The sequence below is a fragment of the Anaeropeptidivorans aminofermentans genome (assembly GCF_940670685.1).
In the GTDB taxonomy this organism is placed as follows: Bacteria; Bacillota; Clostridia; order Lachnospirales; family UBA5962; genus Anaeropeptidivorans; species Anaeropeptidivorans aminofermentans.
The window spans coordinates 1,754,257-1,774,121 of the sequence record NZ_OW711693.1; the positions used below are offsets into that span (position 1 = coordinate 1,754,257).

19 protein-coding genes and 1 riboswitch are annotated in these 19,865 nt (G+C 36.7%); of the genes, 13 read left to right on the forward strand and 6 right to left on the reverse strand.

Going from position 1 to position 19,865, the window contains the following annotated elements:
• Positions 1 to 24: 24 nt before the first annotated feature.
• A riboswitch (cobalamin riboswitch) is annotated at positions 25 to 206 on the reverse strand.
• A 193-nt stretch (positions 207 to 399) separates the two neighbouring features.
• The 3 genes from NBX03_RS07265 to dinB all read right to left on the reverse strand — a co-directional run bounded on the left by NBX03_RS07265 (position 400) and on the right by dinB (position 3,728).
• Positions 400 to 879, reverse strand: coding sequence for a GNAT family N-acetyltransferase (locus tag NBX03_RS07265; protein ID WP_250230083.1), 480 nt, complete (start codon positions 877 to 879; stop codon positions 400 to 402).
• Positions 880 to 1,413: 534 nt separating this feature from the next.
• A complete protein-coding gene (locus NBX03_RS07270) occupies positions 1,414 to 2,265 on the reverse strand; it encodes a stalk domain-containing protein (protein WP_330638512.1) in 852 nt (283 codons plus the stop codon).
• Between the two features lie 218 nt (positions 2,266 to 2,483).
• Positions 2,484 to 3,728, reverse strand: coding sequence for a DNA polymerase IV (dinB, locus tag NBX03_RS07280; RefSeq protein WP_250230084.1), 1,245 nt, complete (start codon positions 3,726 to 3,728; stop codon positions 2,484 to 2,486).
• Between the two features lie 302 nt (positions 3,729 to 4,030).
• Here dinB and NBX03_RS07285 point away from each other — a divergent pair, with 302 nt between their 5' ends.
• The 12 genes from NBX03_RS07285 (at position 4,031) to NBX03_RS07340 (ending at position 15,612) form a co-directional block, all read left to right on the forward strand.
• On the forward strand, positions 4,031 to 4,726 hold the full coding sequence (locus NBX03_RS07285; RefSeq protein ID WP_250230085.1) for a flavodoxin family protein: 696 nt from the start codon (positions 4,031 to 4,033) through the stop codon (positions 4,724 to 4,726).
• A gap of 252 nt (positions 4,727 to 4,978) precedes the next feature.
• Entirely contained in the window at positions 4,979 to 5,395 is a 417-nt protein-coding gene (locus NBX03_RS07290; RefSeq protein WP_250230086.1) for a bacteriohemerythrin, read from the forward strand.
• The gene (locus tag NBX03_RS07295) at positions 5,395 to 5,880 is read left to right on the forward strand and encodes a chemotaxis protein CheX (RefSeq protein ID WP_250230087.1); all 486 of its coding nucleotides are present in this window, start codon (positions 5,395 to 5,397) and stop codon (positions 5,878 to 5,880) included. Before NBX03_RS07290 ends, NBX03_RS07295 begins: the two co-directional genes overlap by 1 nt.
• A gap of 290 nt (positions 5,881 to 6,170) precedes the next feature.
• Positions 6,171 to 6,482, forward strand: coding sequence for a 50S ribosomal protein L21 (rplU, locus tag NBX03_RS07300; protein WP_250230088.1), 312 nt, complete (start codon positions 6,171 to 6,173; stop codon positions 6,480 to 6,482).
• Complete coding sequence (locus NBX03_RS07305) at positions 6,482 to 6,799, forward strand: ribosomal-processing cysteine protease Prp (RefSeq protein WP_250230089.1); 318 nt, start codon at positions 6,482 to 6,484, stop codon at positions 6,797 to 6,799. The genes rplU and NBX03_RS07305 overlap by 1 nt, the downstream gene beginning before the upstream one ends.
• Complete coding sequence (gene rpmA, locus NBX03_RS07310) at positions 6,800 to 7,084, forward strand: 50S ribosomal protein L27 (RefSeq protein ID WP_250230090.1); 285 nt, start codon at positions 6,800 to 6,802, stop codon at positions 7,082 to 7,084.
• A gap of 280 nt (positions 7,085 to 7,364) precedes the next feature.
• The gene (gene obgE / locus NBX03_RS07315; RefSeq protein ID WP_250230091.1) at positions 7,365 to 8,642 is read left to right on the forward strand and encodes a GTPase ObgE; all 1,278 of its coding nucleotides are present in this window, start codon (positions 7,365 to 7,367) and stop codon (positions 8,640 to 8,642) included.
• Positions 8,643 to 8,654: 12 nt separating this feature from the next.
• Positions 8,655 to 8,966, forward strand: a complete 312-nt coding sequence (gene yhbY, locus NBX03_RS07320) for a ribosome assembly RNA-binding protein YhbY (protein ID WP_250230092.1) — start codon at positions 8,655 to 8,657, stop codon at positions 8,964 to 8,966.
• 773 nt (positions 8,967 to 9,739) lie between these two features.
• On the forward strand, positions 9,740 to 10,177 hold the full coding sequence (gene zapA / locus NBX03_RS07325; RefSeq protein WP_250230093.1) for a cell division protein ZapA: 438 nt from the start codon (positions 9,740 to 9,742) through the stop codon (positions 10,175 to 10,177).
• Positions 10,178 to 10,453: 276 nt separating this feature from the next.
• Entirely contained in the window at positions 10,454 to 12,835 is a 2,382-nt protein-coding gene (locus NBX03_RS07330) for a U32 family peptidase (RefSeq protein ID WP_250230094.1), read from the forward strand.
• A gap of 10 nt (positions 12,836 to 12,845) precedes the next feature.
• Complete coding sequence (locus NBX03_RS07335) at positions 12,846 to 14,213, forward strand: FtsW/RodA/SpoVE family cell cycle protein (protein WP_250230095.1); 1,368 nt, start codon at positions 12,846 to 12,848, stop codon at positions 14,211 to 14,213.
• Between the two features lie 4 nt (positions 14,214 to 14,217).
• Positions 14,218 to 15,612 (forward strand): peptidoglycan D,D-transpeptidase FtsI family protein, encoded by a 1,395-nt coding sequence (locus NBX03_RS07340; protein WP_250230096.1) that lies wholly within the window; start codon positions 14,218 to 14,220, stop codon positions 15,610 to 15,612.
• Between the two features lie 338 nt (positions 15,613 to 15,950).
• Here the strand turns inward: NBX03_RS07340 and NBX03_RS07345 are convergent, their stop codons facing one another.
• On the reverse strand, positions 15,951 to 16,742 hold the full coding sequence (locus NBX03_RS07345) for an ABC transporter permease (protein ID WP_250230097.1): 792 nt from the start codon (positions 16,740 to 16,742) through the stop codon (positions 15,951 to 15,953).
• Positions 16,735 to 17,505, reverse strand: a complete 771-nt coding sequence (locus tag NBX03_RS07350) for an ABC transporter ATP-binding protein (protein ID WP_250230098.1) — start codon at positions 17,503 to 17,505, stop codon at positions 16,735 to 16,737. Before NBX03_RS07350 ends, NBX03_RS07345 begins: the two co-directional genes overlap by 8 nt.
• 594 nt (positions 17,506 to 18,099) lie before the next feature.
• Here NBX03_RS07350 and NBX03_RS07355 point away from each other — a divergent pair.
• Positions 18,100 to 18,606, forward strand: coding sequence for an NINE protein (locus tag NBX03_RS07355; protein ID WP_250230099.1), 507 nt, complete (start codon positions 18,100 to 18,102; stop codon positions 18,604 to 18,606).
• Positions 18,607 to 18,743: 137 nt separating this feature from the next.
• Here the strand turns inward: NBX03_RS07355 and NBX03_RS07360 are convergent, their stop codons facing one another.
• Entirely contained in the window at positions 18,744 to 19,865 is a 1,122-nt protein-coding gene (locus tag NBX03_RS07360; RefSeq protein WP_250230100.1) for a tetratricopeptide repeat-containing glycosyltransferase, read from the reverse strand.

The following is a 19,865-nucleotide window of genomic DNA, read 5'->3' on the forward strand; positions in this document are numbered from 1 at the left end:
AGTTTTCTATCCTCCCTCCGAGAATTAACCTTGAGCAAAAAGGCAGGTTTCCTGACTCATAATCTTCCTCGTCTTTTGTCTTCCCGGACAGAATGCCCAGTGACTTTTTAAAAGACTCGTCATATCCTACAGTAGCGGGGGCTGTTGTGCTTTTCACATTCCCTATTATCCGGCAAAAAGCCGGCACCTCATTGCTGAATATTCAATTTGCTTAAAGGCTATCACAATTATTTCTTTGTGTCAATATTTGTTTTTTTATGTATGATGTCTATATCGCATTGTAAAGATTGTACCCGAAAAAATATAATATTTTGTTCAGGTCTGGCCTAAAAAAGATTAATTTTTAGGGAATATTCTTATTCCAAGGCTTGAGAAAAATATTTTATGTATCATTCAATATTAATTATTTTGATAATACATTTTATAAAATTCACCGATGCCTAAAGACGTTTTTTTGTTGAATTTTTCTGTTATAACATACCCTGATTTTTTATAGCAGTTAACAGCTCTTTCATTCCATGTTCTTACTTCAAGGCAAATATTCTTATGAGGAAAATTATAAATCAGCCAATCTGTAAATTTCTTTATAACGGTTTTTCCGATGCCTATTGATAAATATTCAGGGTTTACACCGATGCCTACTGTAATCTCATGATTTTTTTCAACGAATCTGCATAGTGCCAATAAGGAAGAGCTTTCTGAAATAAAGGCTTTATATTCCTTATTGCGTTTTTCTTCTGTAGTTAAGGAAAAATTCATTTTAATCATTTCGTCCCATGGCGGCATATTATATATGCTGTATTCATCTGGGTATCTCCAGCCGCTGAACTCTTTTGCATACTCTTCATTTGCGGGAACCATTGTAATATCTATGCCCATATCCTGCCTCTTATAAATATGTACTTGTATTATTGTAAAACATCGATAAAAATAATGTACTCAAACGCTTATAACTATGATTGCACAAAGAAAAACAGCTGTCAATTAAATATAGTAAATTTCTTATAGAAGTAAAAAATTGGTTCACTATAGACTCAAAAATACGGATTTCCTTCGGAAACAGTACATTTATTGGCTTAAGTGAATATACGGTTTTGTCACTGTTTAATTTGAAATTTATGATAAGCCATGATTACTTAAATTAGTGCGGCTGGTGTTTTTATTATAGCCATATAAAATTCTAAACTATAATCCCAAAACCTGTCCGAAAGGTTTTTTTATCATAATTAGTTTATAAATTTTTCATTTTGCTAAAACTAGCAAATCTGCATCCGATAACTGTAGTAATTTGTGTAATAATCTTTCTATATTGACTATTTTAAAGTATTATCTGGTATTTTATTATGGCTGCATGAAAATTTTAACTTATAAAAATAAAAAGGAGCTTTGTTAAAAGCCCCTTAGATAGAAATTTTATTCATTTTTATTTATAGCAACTGTTCTTAAATCTTCATTCCACTGGGTCGTATATCCCAATTTTTCAACAACAGGGCGTACAGGAAGCAATATTCTGCCTTCAATATTAACAGGGGGCTGCTCTGAAAGGCCGACAAGTATATTATTAACATAAACCTTTATTGTATCGCTTTTTATGGCTGTTTTATTTAGAAATATATTTTTTTCAGTTATATATACAGTCTGAGTGCTCTCTTCCCATGTAACATTGCAATTCATTTTTTCCACAATATTTCTAATGGGAACCATAACCCTGCCGTTTATAACAGTTGGGGGCTGGTCAAACTCTATGGTTTCCCCATCTACGGTTACAATTATAGGTTTTAGCTTTTGTTCAGGGGCAGAAAGGGTGGATACCGTATGGGTTTCGGAATATTCACTGTAGCCGTCTACACTGTGAGCCCTTACGGCATATTCGTAAGAGGTATTGGAATTTAATCCAGTATAAATTACAGATGTTTCAGATGTACTTATTATTTGACCGTTTAAGCTGGCTTCATAGATATCTGCATTAGCTACAGGCTCCCAAGTGATGGTAATGCTTGCGGGGGTTACTGAAGCTTTTACAGATGTTGGCTTGGAAGTCGTTATTTTTGTAATTGCAGGAGTAGTATTTTCATAAGGGCATACGCCGTTAGGGTGCAAGTGGGCACTATAACCATGGTGATAATGGTAAGAACCTAATCCGCTTGCATTTTTATTGTCTTTATGCCCGCCGCTGGCGTCTGTTCTTCCGGGGTGGGCGTAACCTGTAGTGGAAATTAAAGCAATGCATAACAGTGATGTCAGGAAGGTTAAAACTTTCTTCATATTGTATCCTCCTTCTATATACTATTTGTTGTAATTATAAGACAAGACAAAGCTGATTTCAACAATTAGTAATTAAATATATTTAACAAATAGTTAAAAGAGAAGAGGATATCAGTATGAGTAAAACCGCAGTTGAGTTAATAGGTACTTATTATTGCTGTTTTTTATGAAAAAGAGACTTAAAGAATAAGGAATATTATTTCCTAAAAGGGTTTCAATTAGTTCACCGGCCATGCAATAGGGTGGACTGTATGTTCGTCCTTGGGGTTTATATTTGAAAGACCGGTATCTGTTAATGTGATGCATCTTTGTATACTGTGGTGGCCGAAGCGCTGCCTTATAGCATCTATGGTTTCTTCCAGTTGCTCTCTTTTTCGTATTTTATTTATTTCAGGGTCAAGGCTAAGCTGATAAGAGCCTGAAGGCAAAAGATTGTGCGCCCGGACACCTAATGCTCTTACAGGCTTTCCGGTTTTATGGTTTTTTAAATAAAGCGCCAAAGCAGTATTAAATAATTCACGGGTTTCGGCGCAAGGGACAATGAGCTTTGCCTGTCTTTCATAGGATTTAAGCTCATTGTCTTTTACCCATAATTGTACTGTTGCGCACATAAGATTATTTTCTCTTAAACGCTCCGTAACGCTTTCGGCCATTTTATATAAAATTATTTTAATATCGTTTATGGTCATTAAATCCCTGGGGGCTGTGATGGAATTTCCGATGCTTTTAATATCTGCATGGTTTTCTATATCCCGTACGGGGGAAGCATCTAAGCCGTTTGCATAGCCCCATAAATAATATCCCCATTTGCCCAGAAGGGTTTCAAGGTGCTTAAAGTCTGTACGTGCTAAATCTCCTATGGTTTTTATGCCGTAACGATTTAATTTTTGCTTTGTAACTTTGCCGACAAAAAGCAAATCCTCCACAGGGAGGGGCCAGACCTTTGATTTATAGTTTTTCTTTGTAATTAAGGTAACTGCATCAGGTTTTTTCATATCCGAGCCTAATTTTGCAAAAACCTTGTTAAAACTTACTCCTATGGAGCACGTAATCCCCAGCTCAGATTTAATTCGCTTGCGTATGGTTTCTGCGACTGCTTCACCGTTTCCGAAAAGATGCTCCGTACCGGTGACATCGAGCCAGCATTCATCAAAGCCAAAGCTTTCTACTAGATTAGTGTAATTATTATAAATTTTTGATGCCATTTTTGAAAAATGAATGTATTTTTTGAAATCGGGAGGAACTACTATTAAATGGGGGCATTTCTGCCTTGCCTGCCAAAGAGTTTCCCCGGTTTTTACATTATATTTTTTTGCTATTTGATTTTTAGCAAGGATTATCCCCGTCCGTTTTTCTTCGCTTCCGCCTACAGCTACAGGCTTATCACTAATAGAAGGGTTGCACATGCATTCGACGCTGGCATAAAAGGAATTCATATCGCAGTGTAATATAGTACGTTCCATAAGCATCACCTAAACGAATTATTGTTCGCCTTCATTATACTATCAGGCAAAATAAAAATCAAACATATTTTCTATGAAAGTATTTTTGACCATGCAACTTATTGTTGTAAATAGGAGATATATCTAAAACTTATAAATATCCATAAATAATAGAAAATTTGTTTTTAAGGGGACGCTCTTTATAAGTCGATTTTTACAGCAGCTTTAAGTTTATTGATATTAAATATATATCATGTAAAAGTTAATTATGATAAAATTAAAAAACATGATTATTATAAGAATTAAAGAATAGGGGCGTAGCAATGAAGATAACGGTAATAACCGGAACAGAGGTTAGGGGCTGCACTTACCATATAAAAGAAGCTTTTACGGAGGAATTACGTAAGGGCAATGAAATAACAGAATTTTATTTGCCTAAGGATTTGCCGTATTTTTGCTGCGGATGCAAAAATTGTTTTTTTAAAAGCGAGCTGTTATGCCCTCACGCAAAATATGTAGAGCCTATTTGGCAGTCCATGCTTGCATCTGATTTAATTGTATTTGCTTCGCCTGTATATGCCCTTAGAACGACGGCTCAAATGAAATCCCTTCTTGACCATTTATGTGTTCACTGGATGGTTCACAGGCCTGATGAGAGAATGTTTCATAAAAAGGCCGTAATTCTTACAAATGCAATAGGAATATTAAACAAAGGCGCTCAAAAGGACATATCTACAAGCTTAACATGGCTTGGAATCTCTCATATAAGGAAATTAGGCATAGGTCTTCTTGAAGGGGTTATATGGAATGAGCTTTCCGGTAAACGCAGGCAGGATATTACAGATAAAGTAAAGGCATTTGCAAAGCAATATAAAAATGCAGGCCATGGAAATAAAGGCTTGAAGGTCAAATTTCTCTTTATGATTACTAAAATGATGCACGAAGCCATAGCGAAGAAGGAAAAAGAGCTTTCTGCTGATAATAAGTATTGGCTGGATAAAGGCTGGATAAAGATTTAATTCTTACTAAAGATAATAATTCTAGCATATGGATACTGTAATTTTACAAAATTTTTAGATATATGTATCGTAAAATAAGAATATTTGCTATAATATGGATAATTATGTTTTTAGAGCATAGAGAATAAAATATATAATAGTTTTCGTCTATAGAATTTAAATGAAACAGTATTATCAATTTGCTTTTCTCTTATTTATTCCCTCTAAGAGGTGTAGAAGCAGATTGACTATATATCAGCAGGGGGTGTTGAAATGCTTTGGAAAGAAAAGTACAAGTTAGGAGTAAAACTCATTGATGAACAGCATGAGGAATTATTCAGAAGGGTAGAGGATTTTGTAAGCATATTACGGTCCGGCAAATCCCAGGAAGAAAAAGAAGAGAAAATAATACAGACCCTTGAATTTATGAAGGATTATGTAATCATTCATTTCCGTGATGAAGAGATTTATCAGAAAGAGATAGGCTATCCCGAACATGAAGTACATGCTCAAAAGCATCGTGACATGGTTCAGTATGTTGCAGAGGTTGAAGCAAAGTATAGGGCGGAAGGCTATAACGAACAGCTTTTACAGCAGTTTGGCGGAAGGCTATTGGCGTGGCTTATTAATCATGTAGCCGCTGAAGATGTTAAAATTGCCGACTTTGCAAGGGAAAAGGAAGTGATATAATGGACAATAAAATATATATGCCCTTTTTTGAAGCCACAAAAGATGTTTTAAAGCTGATGCTTGATATTGAAGCAGAGTCTAAAGCAGGGGAGAATCAAGATAATATTTTTGACTCTGAAAATAAGCTTAATATCTCCATCGGATTAACAGGAGATATTAAAGGAGAAATCCTTTATAAATTTCCCAAGGAGACCACCCTTGAAATGGCTAAAATTATGAGCGGTATGGAATTTAATGAAGTTGATGATTTCGTAACCTCCGCCGTAGGAGAAATAGCAAACATTATAAGCGGAAAAGCGCTGATTGCCCTTTCTGAAAAAGCGATTCAATGCGATATCTTATCTCCTAAAGTAATTATGGATGCAAAGTATAACGATACATATTCAGAAAGCCATTTTTCTAAGGTGTGTACTGATATAGGAGAAATAGAGATAGACATTTATTCTGATTTGAGTAAATGCAATAATGAAGAAGCCGTTTCATAAAATTTAGATTGCTTTGCAATTTAAACCAACACTTTCTAAGTTTACGCTTTTTTATGAATAATAAAAGCTCAAGGCCATGACTTTGAGCTTTTTGGCTAGTAAGCCCATAAATATAGTTGCTTCTGTAAGGAAGGATATTTGTTATAATTTGTTGACATAAATAGGAGTTTATGATATTATCATTTGGTATGTGATTGATTTGCGTTACATTCAAAACCGCACGAAAAGGCTTTAAACTCTTTTCAGAGTGCCAGTTTCGGCGAGTTCTAATTTTAAAAGGAGGTGTGCAAATGTACGCAATTATTAAGACTGGTGGAAAACAGTACAAGGTGAGCGAAGGCGACGTTATAGATGTTGAGAAGCTTGGCCTTGAAGCAGGTGCGGAATATACATTTGATGAGGTTTTAGCCGTATCTAAAGATGGAGAGCTTAGTGTAGGTGCTCCTTGTGTTTCCGGCGCTACAGTTAGTGCAAAGGTTGTAGAAGAAGGAAAACACAAAAAGGTTATCGTTTACAAATATAAGGCTAAAAAAGGTTTCCATAAGAAAAAAGGACACAGACAGCCTTTTACAAAGCTTGAAATTCAGAAAATCAACGCTTAATGATTAAGGTAAAAATATTTAAAAATAAAGCCGGTTCTATATTCGCTTTTGAGATCATAGATCATGGGAAAGATATAGTTTGTTCGGCGGTTACGGCTTTAAGTTTTAATGCCGTAAATTCTATAGAGCTTTTTACAGACGCTAAGTTTAAATACGATTTGGAAGAAGATGGCGGATATTTATTTTTCGAATTGGAAGAACCTAAGAATATCCCCCGCGATGCAGAGCTTCTTTTAAATAGCTTGGCGCTTGGATTAAAAAGCATTGAGGAAGAGTACAAAGGAAGTATTTCCATATCAATAGAGGAGGTGTGCTGAATGTTAAAATTAAACCTTCAATTTTTTGCTCATAAAAAAGGTGTTGGCTCCACAAGAAACGGTCGTGATTCCGAATCCAAGAGACTTGGTGCGAAACGTGCCGATGGTCAGATGGTTCTTGCAGGAAATATTCTCTATACCCAGAGAGGTACGAAAATTCATCCCGGCGTAAATGTGGGAAGAGGTTCTAACGACACGTTATTTGCCCTTGTAAACGGCAAAGTTAGATATGAAAGAAAAGGCAGAGATAAAAAGCAGGTTTCAGTTTATCCTGTTGAGGCATAATTGCTTTTATATTGATTTTAACAAGGCGGAGCTTTCAAATTTTATTTGAAAGCTCCTATTTATAATAACGCAGTTTATAGGATTTAATTCTTTATAAAAAGGATATAATTACTTTATAGCTTTTATGCGTAGAGTAAATTTAAAGTTGAACAGGCATAAAACCATATCGATAATGCAGATAAACATTTTATCGATAAGAAAGCGTTCACTTTAAAATGATTCATGAGCTTACTTATAGAAAATTTGTTTTGCAGCCAATTTTAGAATTCAGGGGAATTTTATGTTTATAGATAAAGTAAAAATTAAAGTAAAGGGCGGTAACGGCGGCAATGGAGCCGTATCCTTTTACCGTGCCAAATATATAACGAACGGGGGGCCGGACGGCGGTGACGGCGGAAGAGGCGGAGATATTATTTTCATCGCCGATGAAAGCCTTACGACCCTTATGGACTTTCGGTATAAAAGAACATTTAAAGCCAATAACGGCGAAGACGGCGGAAAAAGAAACTGTTCGGGAAAAGACGCCGAAGACGTTTATATTAAAGTTCCTGTAGGAACTGTTATAAAGGAAGCCGCCTCAAATAAAATCATGGCCGACCTTACAGGCCACGGCGAAGAAGTTGTATTGATTAAAGGCGGAAAAGGCGGAAAAGGAAATCAGCATTTTGCAACCCCTGTCCGTCAGGCCCCAAGGTATGCCGAAAGAGGAAGAACCTCAAAGGAATACGACATCATTCTTGAGCTTAAACTGATAGCGGACGTTGGCATCATAGGCTTTCCGAATGTGGGAAAATCCACCCTTTTATCCATGGCTACCAATGCCAATCCTAAAATCGCCAATTACCATTTTACTACTCTTGCGCCAAATCTTGGGGTTGTAAGAAATAAATGGGGCAAGGACTTTGTTATGGCGGATATTCCCGGCCTTATTGAAGGAGCCAGCGAGGGAATCGGTTTAGGGTTTGAGTTTTTACGCCATGTTGAAAGAACAAAGGCCTTTATCCATGTGGTAGATGCTGCTGCGGTTGAAGGCAACGATCCTCTTGCCGATATAGAAAAAATAAATAATGAGCTTAAAACCTATAATCCTGCCCTTTTGGAAAGGCCTCAGGTAATCGCCGCAAACAAAATGGATATTCCTGAAGCTTCCGAGAATTACGAAAGAATAAAAGCCCAATATGAGCCTATGGGATATAAGGTTTTCCCTATATCTGCGGCGTCAAATGAGGGCATAGGCGAGGTCATTGAAGAAATTTCAAAAATACTAAGCAATTACCCGGAAGACATTGTGTTTGAAACTGATTATGAAGAGTATTCAGAAGTAGAAATAGATAAAGAGCCTTTTACAATCTCCATGACCGACGACGGTGTATACGTAGTTGAAGGGGTAGGGGTTGAAAAAATGATAGGCTATACCAGTATTGATACGGAAAAAGGTTTTGCATTTTTCCAGAGATACTTGAAAGATAAGGGAATCATAGAGGCCTTAGAGGAAAAGGGAATACGGGAAGGCGACACGGTTCTTATTTATGACCTTTTATTCGATTATTATAAGTAATTAGGAGGATTTATGCTTACAACAAAACAAAGAGCATATTTAAAAAGCCTTGCCCATAATCTCGACTGTGCCTTCCAGATAGGCAAAAACGGTGTTACCCCTGAGCTTACTCAGGCTGTTGATGATTATATAAAGGCCAATGAATTAATTAAAATAAATGTTTTAAACAGCTGTGAAACAGATATTAAAGATGTTGCGGAGATGCTTGGGGGCCGTACTCATTCCGAAGTCGTGCAGATTATAGGCAAAAAGCTTGTTTTATACAGCCCTTCAAAGACAAAGCCCGTTATAGAGCTTCCTAAAGCTAAAAATAAGAATGCTTAATTTATACTGAGCGAACTTAAAAATATTACAAGCACAAGCCTATAAATAGTTTTTGGGTTTGTTAACGGTATAGTCAAGTTGCTTTATGGCTTTGTAGATATTTGCTTTAAAGGGTATTCAATCAGAGAAAAGCAATAAGAATTTTTGCTCTCAAAATACTATAAGATTAAAATGACGTTTACGGCATTTTGCTTCAGTTAGGTTTTTTGTTCCGTTTTGCTGCTATTTCATACTTATTCGTGGATATTCATGCTTTAAGCGAAGTTTCATAATTGAAATTTCGCTTTTTATTCATACAAAAAGGTACTTTACTTAGAGAACAAGGCAGATATGGTTTATAGTAAATTTAAAGTTAAATAGTAGCAAAACCGTATATTCACGTAGGCTTAAAAAAGTACCGTTTCCGAAGGAAATCCGTGTTTTTGAGCCTGCAGGGAATAGGCTTTTGCTACTTCTTCATAATAAATTTACTATAAAGATGCCTTATGAATTTAGAAAGCTCCGATTTGGATTGGGCCGCAATTCAAATTTATTGTTAAAAATATTAATAATTATTGATTTTTTAATTAAGAATAGCCGCAAATATTTGATTAAGCCTTATATTATGATATACTGCAATAGAGACTATGTGAAGAAAGCATAGGCCATATTGATTTAACTTTAAAAATCTTTGTTTTAAAGTTAAATCCTGTATTTCATATGTTTTTATTAAAATAACTTGTGTATTTTCAAGTTAATTTAATATATTTGATAGATTTTATTAGGAGGGGCATATGTCGCAGATAAATTGTGTACAGGTTGTAATAGACGGTGAAGTGTTTGAATTATCGAGCCCTGAAAGCCCGGAGCATATACAGAATGTGGCAAGATATATAGACAGAAAAATCAAGGAGATCTATTCTTTTAAAAGTGAGGCGGCAATAAACGCAAGACTTCGGACTTTATTTATTTCTCTTAACATAGCCGATGACCTTTTTAAGGAAAAAAGGGAGAAGAGCGACCTTTATGAAACCATAGCAAGGCTTGAAACCGATTTGGACGGATATAAAAATGAAATCGCTTCCCTTATGGAAGAAAGAGAAGCGCTGAAGCTCAGAATAGAAGAGCTTGAAAAAGAAGTTATTGAAGCGGAAAATAATCTGAATGAATATATAGAGGTTTTTGAGCTTAACGAAGGCATAAAAAACAATAAGATAAAAAGACTCAATTAATTATATTAAAATAAATTAATTACAGGGATAAAAACTGTGTATTTTGAATTGCTTAAATATAGTATTTTATGTGTTTAAGCCATTTATGAAAATAGATTTTTATTAGACTAAGAGCGCTTTAAAAGCCTTGTGTCAATTTACTTTTACTTTGTTTTACGCTGTATTTATACAGTCGGAATAAAAGTAAGTTGACCATACCGCCTTAAAGCTGCTTTGCTTTATTATGTTTTGATATAGATACGGTTACATACTTTAATAAATAACAGGGGTGGAGTTTTGATTAATATACCTGAACTATTATGTCCTGCCGGCAATAAAGAAAGTTTTTACGCCGCCATAAATAACGGCGCAGATGCGGTATACCTTGGGGGAAAGCTGTTTAATGCGAGACAGACGGCAGACAATTTTACAGATACGGATTTCGAGGAAATATTGGATTATGCCCATGTAAGAGGCTCTAAAATAGCTCTTACATTAAATACCCTTTATAAAAATTCGGAGCTGAAAGACGTTTTTGCTTTTGCCTGTAAAATGTATCATATGGGGGTAGACAGCTTTATCGTACAGGATATGGGAACGGCTATGAAGCTGAAAGAGTATTTTCCTGATATAAAGCTTAGCGCAAGCACTCAAATGAGCGTTCACAGCCTTGACGGAATAAAATACTTTGAGAAATTAGGTTTTCAAAGAGTAGTTCTTTCAAGAGAGCTTTCTTTGAAGGAAATAGAACATATAAAAAGCAATACCAATATAGAAATAGAAACCTTTATCCACGGTGCATTATGCGTATGCTATTCCGGCCAATGTCTTATGTCAAGCCTTATCGGAGGCAGAAGCGGCAATAGGGGCAGATGCGCTCAGCCCTGCCGTATGGTTTATTCCCTTATGAAAGACGGGGATAAAATCGACGAAGGGTATTTGCTTAGCCCGAGAGATATGATGACTTTGCCTATTTTAGAGGATTTAGCCAAAGCAGGCATCAATTCCCTTAAAATAGAAGGAAGAATGAAAAGCCCTGAATACGTGGCATTAGTGACGAGAGCCTACAGAGAAGCCCTTGACAGGATAAAATCAGGGGAAGGTTCTTTAGATGAAAATGCCGTAAAAGACGTAGCTCAAATTTTTAACCGGGGCGGAAGCTCTACAACGGGATATTATTATAATTATGCAGGAAGCACCATGATGAGTAAACTTACCCCAAAAAGCACCGGCCTTTATATAGGGACGGTGATTAATTACCGTGACGACAGAACAGGAAAATGCGCCATAAAGCTTGAAGACAGCGTAATTGCCGGAGACGGCATCGAAATATGGACTGCTTCTGAAAATCACGCAGGGGCCTATATTAATAAAGCAGGAGAGGCCGGAGAAATTATAGAGGTTCTTGTAAAGGGCGATATTAAAAGAGGGGACAAGGTTTATAAATCCTATGGAAAAGCAGTAAACGACAAGGGTAAAAATCTCATAACTCAATCAAAAAAACAGCTTGAAATAGAAGCTGAGGTTTCCGTAAAAATAAATGAACCTGTGGAGCTTTTGCTTCGTCATAAGAATATTACGGTAAGAAAACAGGGAGAACTTTGCACTGAGGCCTTAAATAAGCCCTTAGATGAAGAAAGAATTATCGCTAAGCTTTCAAAAACAGGAAACACCCCCTATGCTCTTAAATTTAAAAAAGTAAATATTGACGGTAATATCTTTGTGAATTTAAGCTCTTTAAATAATTTAAGAAGAGAAGCCATTGAAGAATTTCAAGCGCTTCATTTAAACTCCTTTAAGAAAGAAGCGGGAGATATCGGCTTTAGTATAAAGTTTAATCCTTCTTATTCGGGCCTTAAAAGGCTTACGGCAAAGGTAGAAAATGAAAATCAGCTTAAAGCAGCTGTTTTATCAGGTGTATATAGAGTATATTGTCCTATTTGCGAGAAAGAAAAAATTCAGGAGCTATCGGATTTTTGCATAAAAAATAATTGCGAGTTTTACCTGTATCCTCCGAGAATAAGCAGAAACGACTTAAACGAAAGCTTTAAAAGCTTTGTGAAGGCGATAGAGAACTCTTCCATAGACGGCTATCTGGTATCGACTTTCGGAGAGCTTCATATTATAAGGGAAATAAGCAAAAAGAAAATAATCCTTGACCATAGCTTTAATATTTTTAACAGTCTTTCACAGGGGTTTTATAAATCTCAATCAGACGCAATGACTTTAAGCATGGAGCTTAATGTGAAGGATATGCAAAACATTGACGGAGAAAATACGGAAATTGTCATCTACGGAAGCCAGGTGATGATGGCAACCCATCAATGCCCTGTGGGCCTTTATGCAGGCCAGAAGGAAAAGGGGAAATTCTGTTCCCTTAAGGGAAGCTCGGGCAGATACTTCATATCCGACAGAAAAGGCGAGAAATTTGAAGTTTTAAGAGACTGCGATAATTGTATCGCGTATATTCTCAATAGCCATAAGCTTTCCGTAATCAACAGAATGACGGAAATATTAGATACGAATTTTGAATTTTTAAGGCTTTCTTTCTTAAATGAAAGTGAAAAAGAAGTAAGAGAAATTGTCCTCAAATATAAAAACGCAATGGAAAATGGAGAAAATGACGACTTAGAAGAAGAAAATTTAACCTACGGCCATTTTTTCAGAGGCGTGGAATAAGCGGTGATTTATGTTTGATTTAGTCATAGTGCTCACAAGATATTTATTTGTGTTTTATATCGTTTTCTTTTTATGGCAAGGGGTAAGGTATATCGCTGCCGAAAGAAAAATATGGAAGCTTAATAAAAATATGGCTGTTTCAAACCAACGGGTAACGATTGTGTTTTTTCACATTACCGCATTTCTTATTCTTGCATATATCCCCGATACATTTTCATTTAATCCTATGGTTTTGGTTATAGGGGTGGGGGCATTAATCCTATTTTTTGCCGCCCAAATAGGCATAGATAAATTTTATAAAGGCAGCTGCCCTTTAATATGGAACGGCATGATATTTCTTATGGATACGGGGCTTATTATGCTTACCCGCCTTGGAAGGCTTCCCAAAATAGGGGAAGGCCTTTCTCAGAAGCAGCTTATATGGTATTTTGTAGGCTTCTGCGCTATTTTCGCAATGCCTTTATTTTTAAAAATAGTTCCTAAATTTGAAAAACTTGAATATATTTATCTTTTTTCGGGCTTAGCTCTTTTACTGACCCCCTTTCTCATAGGAAAGGAGGAATTCGGCGCCTTTAATTGGATAAAAATAGGCTCTATGAATTTGCAGCCGTCGGAAATCGTCAAATTTCTTTTTGTGTTTTATCTTGCGTCAGTTTTTAGGAAGAAACTAAGCTTTAAGCAGATTATATTTCCAAGTGCCATGGCGGCCCTTTATGTTCTCATATTGGTTCTGCAGAAGGATTTAGGGGGAGCCCTTATATTTTTTATGACCTATGTTGTAATGATGTATGTTTCTACGGGAAGCGAGATTCTCTTTGCCTCTGCCATGGGTTCGGCTACCATAGCGTCTATTTTTGCCTATAAGCTTTTTGCCCATGTAAGAGTAAGAGTTGCCATATGGCAGGACCCGTGGAAGGATGTTTACAATACAGGAACCCAAATCGTTCAGGCTCTTTTTGCCATAGGCACATGGGGTCTTCTCGGCAGCGGCCTTACAAGAGGATTCCCAGGATATGTGCCTGTTGTGGCGAGGGATTCCATATTTGCCGCTATTTGCGAGGAGATGGGCTCTATCTTCGGTATGGGTATTATAGGCATATACATTATGATTTTCTACAGAGGTGCGCATATAGCCCTCCGATGCAAAAGAAGATATTACAGCGTCCTTGCCGTAGGATTTACGGCGATGATGGCCTTTCAGACCTTTTTAATTCTGGGAGGCACAATTAAGCTGATTCCGCTTACAGGAGTTACCCTTCCTTTCATAAGCTACGGCGGAAGCTCTATTCTTGTAAGCGCCATGATGATTGGTATTTTACAGTGGGTGTTCATGTATTATAAAGACTCGGGTGAAGCCGAGGCAGAAGATGTAGGGTGATTTTATGTATGATATGAAAAAAAATATAAGGCGTGTATTCTGGCTTTATTTCTTCATGTTTTTGATGATTATCCTCTATCTTGGAAGGTTTATTTTAACCAGCAGAGACACCATAAACAGTACCTATAATCCAAGGCTTAATATGACTGATACAAAAATAAAAAGAGGAAATATTTATGACGCCAACGGCAATATCATCGCCGAGAGTATATTAGAAAAAGGAGTCTATAAGAGAAATTACCCGGAAGGAAGCCTTTTTGCTCATACGGCTGGTTTTATAGGGGATACCAAAGGCGGAGCAGAAGCGAAATTTAACTTTAATCTCCAGAATCTTGATTTTGAAGTTGCTCAAAGAATTATAAACCTTGTAAACGATACGCCTTTAGAAGGGGACAGCATTTACTTAACCCTTGATACAGACCTTCAGAAGCTTGTGAAAAACGCTCTGGGAGAGACCAAAGGCGGTGTTGTAGTCATGGAGCCGAAAACAGGAAAGATCCTTTCTATGGTTTCCTATCCTGATTATAACCCCAACACAATTTATGAAAATTGGGATAAGCTCATAGGAGATAATGACAACAGCCCTTTAATCAATAGAACTGCTCAAGGGCTTTATCCTCCGGGCAGCATATTTAAAATCATAACCGCATCGGCCGCCATGGACAGTATTCCTGATATAAATGATTTTCACTATGAATGCAAAGGCTCTGCAACCTTCGGAGAAAGCACCATCAGATGTTATGATTCTATAGCCCACGGAACCGTAGACCTTGCGCAGGCTCTTAAAGTAAGCTGCAATACGTTCTTCTCTCAGATTTCTACGGAAATGGGCCCTTTGATTTTAAGGCAATATGCTGAAAAAGCGGAATTTAATAAACGCTATTCTTTTGAGCTTGAGCATGTGTCTTCAAAATTTTCCTTAGATGAACAATCGGGAGAAGGGGAGCTGATACAAACCGCTATAGGGCAGGGGAAGACTTTGGTTACTCCTTTGCATATGGCTATGCTTATATCTTCTGTTGCCAATGAAGGAAAGATGATGGAGCCTTATATATGCCAGAGCATAGAGTCAAAATGGGGCAGAGAAAAGCAGAGGACACTGCCTAAAATCCGCACTCAGGTTTTTGAAAGAGAAAAGGCTCTTGAGCTTACGGAGATGCTAACGGCGGTTGTTGACAGCGGAACAGGCAAAGGGGCTCGAATAGAAGGCTTAAAAATAGCCGGCAAAACAGGAACAGCCGAAGTTTCAACAGGTGAAGCCCATGGCTGGTTTATCGCTTTTGCTCCAGCAGAGGACCCGAAAATAGCCGTTGCAGTAGTTACAGAGAATACCGGCGGCACTAAAAAAGCTCTTTCCATAGCAAAGAGTATTTTTGAATATACCCTTAAAAATCAATAAAAGATTTTTGTTTCTATAATAATACATTTAAAAGGATGCCGTAATAAATTACGGCATCCTTTTAAATGTATTAAAGTTATAGGAAAACTTAGGGAAGTGCTCTTTTAAAAAATGATTTATAAGCTGGCCTTTCTGTAGTAAAACAAGTAAATAAAGGCCGCAAAAGACTTATATGGTTTACTTTTGTTTAATTCTGTCATTTTTCAAGTTTGCTCAGTATAAATTTAAATGAAGCAGTAAGTAATTTTTATTGCAGGGGTGCGTTCATCGCCCTTTAGCTTTAAAAACATGTTTTCTATAAAAATAAAGTTTTATAATCAAATTCAGATAGAAACTGTTTAAAATTTATTGGCTATAAATTTCTTTTCTATTAAAACTACCAATTGGTACATTATGCCTGCCAATGCGCAGAGTATAAGAATTGAAAGCATAACCCAATCCATTTTGAAAATTTGGCTTCCATAGACAATTAAGTATCCCAGGCCTTCTTTTGCCACAAGAAATTCGCCTACCATTACGCCTACGAAGCTAAGGCCTACATTTATTTTTAATGCGCTCATGATAATAGGGATACTTGCAGGCAGTATAACCTTTTGTAACACGTGCTTTTTCGTTCCGCCAAAGGCATAGATTAATTTAATTTTATCCTTGTCAACTTCAAGAAAGCCTGTGAGGACGGAAAGAATTGTTACGATGATTGATGTCATTACAGCTGTTACGATTACGGAATTTATATTATTGCCTATCCAGACGATGATGATAGGGGCCAGAGCCGTTTTAGGAAGGCTGTTTAAAACAACCAGATAAGGGTTAAAAACCTTCTCTGCAAATTTATTCCACCACAGGGCAATGCTTATAAGAGTTCCCAAAACAGTGCTTACAGTAAAGCCTATGATGGTTTCTAAAAGGGTAATTCCTATATGAGTAAATAATGTACCTGCCGTCAGCATTTCTGCAAGGGTTTTTGCCATTCTGCTTGGCTGGCTGAATATGAAAGGGTCGATTATTTTTGCTCTTGCACTCAATTCCCATAGGATAAAAAGAGCAATAAGTATAATTGCCTGGGTAATTTTTATCAAAAAGCGATTAGCCTTAATTTTTTTTATATATTCGGCGTGCTCTCTAGACATTCAGGTCAAGCTCCTTCCATATAGTATTGAAATAATGCCTGAATTCAGGCTCTTCTCTTGCTTTCATAGGAGATTTTACTTTGGAAGCAAATTCTATATCGTGTACGGCAGATATAACTGCCGGTCTTTTAGACAGAACAATGACTTTGTCCGATATGCTTACAGCCTCGGAAATATCATGAGTAACCAATATAGCCGTTTTATTTTCTTTTCTTATGATTGTTCCGATTTCATCGCATACGTAGAGTCTTGTCTGATAATCAAGGGCTGAAAAAGGCTCGTCTAAAATAAGAACCTCCGGTTCAAGAACAAGGGTTCTGATAAGTGCCGCCCTCTGCCGCATTCCGCCGGAAAGCTGAGAAGGTTTTTTATCTTTAAAGTCATATAAACCGTATTTTTCCAGAAGGCTTTCTGCGAAGCTTAAGGCTTCGCTTGTAAGCTTATTTTGTATTTCAAGGCCTAATATGACATTTTGCCATATGGTGCGCCATTCAAATAAATGATCCTTTTGCAGCATATATCCGATGGTAGTTTCTGATTGAGACAGGGGCTTTCCGTTTATGAGGACCTCGCCCTTTGATGGCTTTAATAAATTTGCTATAATTGACAAAAGAGTGGATTTTCCGCATCCGCTGGGGCCGACTATGCTTATGAAGTCTCCCCTGTGAACTGAAAAGCTGATGTCCTTCAGGGCTTTTGTTTCGCCGTCGGGATCATGGTAGTTCAAGCTGATGTTTTTAACCTCTACAACGGGGTAATCCATGTTTTTGCCTCCTTTACTTGTTGTTTGGCTGCAAACGAAAGATATATATTCATTTTTAAAAGAAGGTATCAAACTCATAGTAAATTTAAAGTGAAACCGTAACAAAACCGTATATTCACGAGGATTTAAAAATATACCGTTTCCGAAGGAAATCCGTATTTTTATACTACGCGAATTTGGAAAAGGATACAGGCGTAAGCCTGCAAATTTTTTTAAGTGAGGGATTTCTTATCGTTATCAAACTTGTTTTTTATTTGGTAACGATGAATCCCTAGTGAATCGGTTTTTGTTCCTTCTTTATAAGAAATTTACTATATTTTAAGTTTATCTACTATTTCTTCGAATGCATTACATTATACTATATTAATTTTTAAAAAAAGTGTGAAGGCATGTAACAAATAATTATAGGTTTGGCCCATAAATATGAGATAATTATAAACTTATAAAAATTCATCAGTCTTTTTTTATAAGTTCACGTAAATATTTATATAAAACCAAATAGAGTTACAAAAAAATATTCCTATATTTAAATATTATAAATTTAAATTATATTTGGTTAAAACAGTAGAAAATTATATAGGCGGGAGGCTTAATATGAATTGTAATATACATCCAAACAAACTGGCTTCAGGTACGTGCAGCGTGTGCCATCAGCCTTTTTGCGAAGAATGCCTTGTGAATGTAGACGGTAATTATTACTGCAAAGAGCATGTTGCTGAATTATTAAAGAATAAGGGTAAATATACAGGGGAAGCAGGATATAACAATCCCCAAAATGGGTATAATCCCAATGCTCATGCCAATACCAGCGGAAGCTATCATTATCAAGATCAGCAAGGCACGGGGTATGGTCCCAATAACACCATAAATAATAATTTTTACGGTGCCCCTAATTTCTATCCTTATAAAAATAAGGTGATAGCCCTTCTTTTAGCTATATTTTTAGGCTTTGGCGGAATCCATCGTTTTTATGTAGGAAAAATAGGAACAGGGCTTTTATGGCTCTTTACAGGAGGATTTTTCGGAATAGGCTGGTTTATAGACATAGTCCTTATTGCTTTAGGGGCTTTCAGAGACAAATACGGTTACCCTCTTATTTAAAGAATCAGAGAATAAGTTTTAAACATACCCTTCGGCTATCTATTTTAAAAGAAGGTTCTCCTTATTCATATGTTTATACAAATGCATATGCTTAATCCGCAAAATCCGCAAATCTATTTTGATTTGCGGATTTTGTATTATAATTTCTTGCTCTCTATAACTTTTTCTATGGCGGTTATATTGTTTTTTAATCTCTCTATATCCGGTGCGATTTCATAAGCTTTTTTTGCGTGTTCAAGGGAGATGTCTACAAGACCTATGTTAAATGCCGCAATAGCACATAAATCATGGGGAGTATGGTCCCAAGAATACCCCATGTTTACGTATACATTGGATTTTTCGGTGATTTTAAGCGCCTCTTGTAAAAGGAAATAAGCAGCAGGCCAGTCTCTATAATCGTTACACATAGTTGCAAATTCTACATAAGGGTCCCGAAGATGAGGGGCTTCCCCTATGGCCTTATAATACCAGCGATAGGCATTTGCTTTGTCATTTAAACTATGATAGGATTTGGCTATCCATCTCATGGCGGCACATCTTTCTTCACGCCAGGTGGCAGAGGGCATATTAAGAAAATATATTAATGTATCAATTGCGTTTTGCCAATGTCCTTTATACATATATTCTCTTCCGAGATAATAACGCATTCTTTCGCTATCTGGGTCTTCCTCGACAGCCATTTCAAGAAGCGGCAGGTAAGAACCTCTTGATTTTTCCGCATCGGGATAGTGGCTTAATACCATGCCTTCTATGAATATCTTTTCAAGAGGAAGGGGACCGTCATAAGATACATATTCATGAACAGGGCATTTCCAGCTAAAGTCTTTGCGTTCATGGACCTTGAAATAAACAAACTGCACATCAGGGCTTCCATCAGGCTTAAGGCTCCAATTATAAAGATACCTTCCGCATTTTGCTGTGGGGCCTTTGATAGAGGATTGATGATTCAGCCACGCTTCTTCAAGGTTCTTTCTCCAGCCGGCATTAAATAATTCATCTAAATCCGTGCATATGCAAATATCTGTATCTTCTGGAACATGATCTAAGGATATATTTCTGGCTTTATCAAATCTCCATGGCTTAACTTCATTCACATGTACGACTGCGCCTCTTGCTCTAAGCTTTTCTACAGTGTCGTCGGTTGAACCTGTGTCTGTTACGACAACAAGATCGGCTTCACCCATGGAATCCATCCACTCGTCAACAAATTTAGCTTCATTTTTACATATGGCATAAACGCATATCTTGAGGCTATTCAT